This is a genomic window from Winogradskyella sp. (assembly GCF_013042245.1).
In the GTDB taxonomy this organism is placed as follows: Bacteria; Bacteroidota; Bacteroidia; order Flavobacteriales; family Flavobacteriaceae; genus Winogradskyella.
The window spans coordinates 1-5014 of sequence record NZ_JABDQL010000003.1 but is presented as its reverse complement, the minus strand read 5'-3'; the positions used below and the strand labels follow the sequence as shown (position 1 = coordinate 5014).

Sequence of the window (5014 nt, the reverse complement as noted above, 5' to 3'; positions counted from 1 at the left end):
ATTTACTATTTCCTGTCGCTCAAATAATTCGAGGCTTTTGAAGTATTCTGTGAAATTTTGTGGTATCATGACTTTCGTTTTTACTAAAATACAACTTATTTAAGTCATATTATAGAATATAGCCTTGTTTTTTTAAGGACACATGCTGTTCGCTATTAATCATTCCCTTGGGTGATAATATGTTTAGCATGCTCGTTTCATAATATTACTCTATTAATTCCCTATTTCTCTACCTTCAACACCGGCTTTGAAAAAAAATATTGTGGATTTTTTTGTTAATTATTTAGTTTCGTTTCGGCTTCTTTCTCTTTTGGTAGGGCTAGTGATGGACTTACATTTACCCCATTAAATAACTTACCATCAGCAGAAACGATATACGATTCATCCTCGTTTAAACCTGATAATACTTCAACTTGATTATTGTAAGTCCTACCTAAACGTAGCCATCTCAGCATTGCTGTATTACTTTGGCTTACCGTATAAACTCCAGATAATTGACCGTTGGTGACAATAGCTTCTGTAGGAATTAAAACCATAGTTGACTTTGTCTTTTGCTCTACAGGAAATTGAACTGTTGTAAACATGCCAGATAAGATGTTAGCATCTGTTTTATCTAAATCTATTTTTACCAAATATTGGCCTCCTGTGTGTTTGGCAGAAGTACTTATTTCGGTTACAAATCCTTTTACGGTTTTGTTTAAAGATTTCACTATTACATCTACATCTGTCCCTTTTTTAATTTGAGAAATTTCAGTTTCTGGTACCATGGCTATCACATCAAAATTGTTGGGTGTTTCGATACTGATTAGTGGTATTCCTGGATTAGCCATATCACCAGTTTCAATATTTTTGTTTGTAATTATTCCGTTGAAAGGGGCTGTAATATTACTATAAGCCAACTGTGCATTGATTTCGTTTCTCATCTGTTTGGCAGACTCTAATCGTGCTTTTGCCATTTCAAAATTAGTTGTTATGTCGTCGAGTTCTTTTTGTGTGGCACTATTATCAGTAAACAAGTTTTTAAAACGCTTATAGTCTTTTTGGGCATTATTAAAAGCTGCTGTCGCTTCATTGATACCTGCATTGACTTGTGCTTTTTTTGCTTGTAAATCATTATTTTTAATGGATACCAGCAATTGACCTTTACGAACTTTATCGCCCATATTTACATGTACTTTGGTCACGTACCCCATCATTCTAGTACTCAAGTCTGCATTATTTGATGCTTGAATTTTTCCACTGACACTTAAAAATGGGTTAGTTCCATTTGAAGTTACTTGACTTACTTTTACAGGAATGACCAGTGTGTTAATAGAGTCTTGCTTTTTGTCTTCATTACCACAGCTTATCATAAATAATGATACCGTGAAGATTACTAATTTGTATAGATGTTTTTTCATTTTCATTTTATTTTTCGTAAACCTTTTTAACAAATAGGTGACTGTCATGTTTTTATAAATGCTTATTTGCTCTTTTAGAGTTTCCAAGTCTTTAGAAAAGATGAGATTTTAGTTGGTTAAAAAATCTAGATATGCCTTCGCATAATTATATTCAAAAATGGTTTGATAATAGTCTAACTGTTTTTGGGCATATTGTGCTTCTGTTATTAATAAATCACTGGTTTTTTCTAAGCCTTCTTTAAATCTGTTAGTTCTAATCCTTAAAGATTCTTCAGATTGTGAGACTACTAATTCTGTCAATTTTAATTTGTTTTTTGCATCAGATAGCATGCGTTTGGCTTTGTTAAGCTCTAATTCACTTTGTGACACATATTGCTGGTATTGCAACTTTGATTTTTCGTATTCAGCTTTGCTCTTTTGTGCTTTCCCAAAACGTTTAGAACCTTTAAAAATATCCCAACTTAATTCTGCTCCTATAAGGTAACCATTAGCATCTGCTTGAAAAATTTTATCATCATAGAGCTCATAACTTCCAAAAGCATTAAGCTTTGGTAGAAAATCCATTTTATCAGCTAAGTAGGCGGTTTTATAGGCATCAGATGCTAATGCCATTGCTTTGATATCCAAACGGTTTTCAGAGATGATCTGTGTGCTTTTTGAGCTTAAGTCGGAAACCAATAACTCATCTGAAGGCTCGTAAATGACACTTATTTTATCATTCATTAAAAACGAAAGATAGTTTGAAGCATTTTTAACATTACTCTTTGCTTGTTGTAACTGGTTTTGCACTTCACTAACTCGCACTTCTACGGCCAAAACATCGGCACGTAGGAGGTAACCTTGTTTAAAACTGTTGTCCGCCAAGTTTTTATTTTCTGTTGCTGCTTTGAGTGCTTTTTCTAAAACATCTACAGCTTTATATGCTAATTGTAATTGCATGTAGGCCTTATCAACTTCGAACACCAAATAATCATTAGTACGCTTGGTTTGTAAAGCCATAGCATTCATTTTTGATTTAGCGGCTTTACGTTGATAAAAACCATCTAAATTTATCAGTGGTTGCTTAACTTCGATACGTGTTGCGAAGTTTTGGATTTGCTTAGGGTCGTTTAATAAAATAGGATTAAAATCATTCTGAGTTACTATTTCCTGATTTAGTCTAGAACCAAATGCCATCAAAGGATTTGTTGTCGATATTCCAGTATATGATACAGAAATGTTTGGTAAAAATACCGCGTTAGTCTGTCTATAATCTGCTTTAGCTTTGTTGAATTCCTGTTCAGAAATTTTTAGACTTTGATTTTTATTAATAACTTTAAGCAATACTTCAGACTTAGAAATAGATTTGGATTGTTGCGCCTGAAGAATAAATCCTATGTTTAACAAAAAACCAAATACTAATATATATATGTTTGTTTTCATGTTTTTATATTTCATAAACAAAATTAGATTGGGTACTTTCTTAAGTTTGTAACCTTTGTTACCTAATTTTTGCTTGTGTAACCAATGTTACCTTATGTCTTTTTGCCTTTTTGGAGATTTAATATCTGGTTCTATAAAAAGGGATGAGAATTAATAATACACAAATAACTGAAAACAAAAGGCTATAAACTTTTTAGTGAGAGGTTGTTCAATTATTCTTTGATAAACTGTGATTACCACTTTTTAGTGTAAAACAATGTGAGCTACTAATAATACCATAAGAACAAATCCTAAAATAAGGTGAAATAGTCCCCATTGGTTTCTGTCCATTCCGTACCAATAGAGCTCTACATTTTTACCATAGACGTCCCAACGTTCTTGTCCCGAAATCAGAGTATACTTAATAAGAAAACCAATACCTATAATTGCAGACATGCAAAGTGCCATTACAGCATTTATTGAAAAGTTTAATATGGATTTATGCATTGCTTTGACTGATTTTTTCATCGTATCTGTGTTTATTGATAGTACAGTCAAAAGTATTTGCCTAGTAGTGATACAACAATGATATTCATCAGATTAAAAAGAATGGATTTGAGAAAAAAAGTGCCCATTAATTTTGGACACCTTTCTAATACTAATTAAAAAACTTTGGGGGAAAATCTATTAATCTCTTTTCAAAACCCTTAAAACTATAATGAAATTGAGAAAAACAGAAGTTTTTTATTATTACAAGTATATGTAACATCTTAAGTATACTAAGTAACAAAGGTTACAAAATAAAAAAGCACTCCCGTTTGAGAAGAGAGTGCTTTTTACCAAACCAATATGAAAGCATCTATTAAATTATAACCGCTTCTGCCTTTATATCTATACTATCAGTTTTTCATAACAAAACAGTATACTATTTATTTTAAAATTTATGAGCTACACCAAGAATAAAATAAAAAGTGTCTTCTAAATCTTCTTCAAATACAACGTCATCTACCGTCAATGTTGCTGGATTTTGTGGTAACACAAAAGCTGGCAAAAATGAAAATATCCATTGGTCACTAGCATACCACATTGGAGTGCTCAACTCTATAGCCATAAGACCAAACTCCTCACTTTCGTTAAGGACTATGCTTTCAGATGGTAAAGACTGGCTGCCTTGACCTTGTCCTTGACCTCGACCATTACCAAATCGGTTGTTGATATAATATTGCTCATAAAAATTTTGTGAGCCGAAATACACACCTGCTGTTGGTGAAATTTGAAATTTTTCGTCTGTTGAAACAAAATCGTGACTTAGTTCTGATGACAAAAATAAATCGGAGTCACTATTATTATTAAAATATAAACTTGAAGCAACGCCTAGATTAAGAATATCAAAATCATAAATAAATTGTGCTGTAATATCTGCTTCAACTTCAGATATTACATTAAAACTATCTTCATTAAAAAAATATTTTGTTAAAGAGATGTCTCCAATAAATTTCTCTATAGTAAAATCATAACCTGCAGTTAACAAAGACAGATCTACTCTGCCTTCATCTTCTCTGGTAAGGTACGATAGTGAACCTTTGGCATAAAACCCAGATTTGTGATAATAGGTCATTGATGGATACAAATAAGGGTTGGAAATAGAATCCTTTCGCCCCATAAATACGGCATCACTAATAAAGCTTATATCTACTGAAACAAAAGAAGAGTCTAATTCTATCTCATTTTGACCTATCATTAAAGGTCTCTAGAATAGCATCAGCAGTAATGATAGAATTATAGTCCTTGTAAGCTTCATAATAAGATACATTTGAGATAGAAAAGGCTTAAAGAATAATCTAAAAGCCTTTTCTACTATTTATTATTTGGTTCCCATTTTTTTGGACTTTTTTTGAAGATTTTTCTTTTTCATTGTTTTTTTCTTGGTCATTTTGTTTTTCATTATCATTTTTCTGTGCTGATATGTATTTTTAAACATTTTACCATCCATATTTAAACATTCACCTTCTTGGAGACGTAACTGTTTACGTTCTTTTGTTTGGTATTGTCCATCAGGATTTATAGAAGCACCATCATCTAGATTTAATTTATTCGCTTTCAGGTTTAATACCTCGAGGCTTGCCTCGTTAATTATTACTATTTTGTGACTCGATGTCACAGAATAGTAAATATATCCATAAAAGTCATAATGTTACAGTTTTACTATATCA

The 5014-nt window shown here is 31.8% G+C and carries 5 protein-coding genes; all 5 read right to left on the bottom strand.

The window, feature by feature from the left end; genetic code table 11:
* Positions 1-275: 275 nt before the first annotated feature.
* The 5 genes from HKP48_RS00140 to HKP48_RS00120 all read right to left on the bottom strand — a co-directional run bounded on the left by HKP48_RS00140 (position 276) and on the right by HKP48_RS00120 (position 4962).
* Positions 276-1400 carry an efflux RND transporter periplasmic adaptor subunit gene (locus HKP48_RS00140; protein WP_296341553.1) on the bottom strand — a complete coding sequence of 375 codons (1125 nt, stop codon included), beginning with the start codon at positions 1398-1400 and terminating at the stop codon, positions 276-278.
* A gap of 108 nt (positions 1401-1508) precedes the next feature.
* The gene (locus HKP48_RS00135) at positions 1509-2822 is read right to left on the bottom strand and encodes a TolC family protein (protein WP_296341552.1); all 1314 of its coding nucleotides are present in this window, start codon (positions 2820-2822) and stop codon (positions 1509-1511) included.
* A 243-nt stretch (positions 2823-3065) separates the two neighbouring features.
* Positions 3066-3329 carry a DUF4405 domain-containing protein gene (locus HKP48_RS00130; protein WP_296341549.1) on the bottom strand — a complete coding sequence of 88 codons (264 nt, stop codon included), beginning with the start codon at positions 3327-3329 and terminating at the stop codon, positions 3066-3068.
* 406 nt (positions 3330-3735) lie between these two features.
* A complete protein-coding gene (locus HKP48_RS00125; protein WP_296341547.1) occupies positions 3736-4542 on the bottom strand; it encodes a TorF family putative porin in 807 nt (268 codons plus the stop codon).
* A 123-nt stretch (positions 4543-4665) separates the two neighbouring features.
* Entirely contained in the window at positions 4666-4962 is a 297-nt protein-coding gene (locus tag HKP48_RS00120; protein WP_296341545.1) for a DUF6799 domain-containing protein, read from the bottom strand.
* Between the last annotated feature and the right edge of the window lie 52 nt (positions 4963-5014).

Bases quoted from the DNA above. Each gene is read 5' to 3' on its own strand.
- HKP48_RS00140 (WP_296341553.1), bottom strand. From the start codon at position 1,400: ATGAAAAAACATCTATACAAATTAGTAATCTTCACGGTATCATTATTT.
- HKP48_RS00135 (WP_296341552.1), bottom strand. From the start codon at position 2,822: ATGAAAACAAACATATATATATTAGTATTTGGTTTTTTGTTAAACATA.
- HKP48_RS00130 (WP_296341549.1), bottom strand. From the start codon at position 3,329: ATGAAAAAATCAGTCAAAGCAATGCATAAATCCATATTAAACTTTTCA.
- HKP48_RS00125 (WP_296341547.1), bottom strand. From the start codon at position 4,542: ATGATAGGTCAAAATGAGATAGAATTAGACTCTTCTTTTGTTTCAGTA.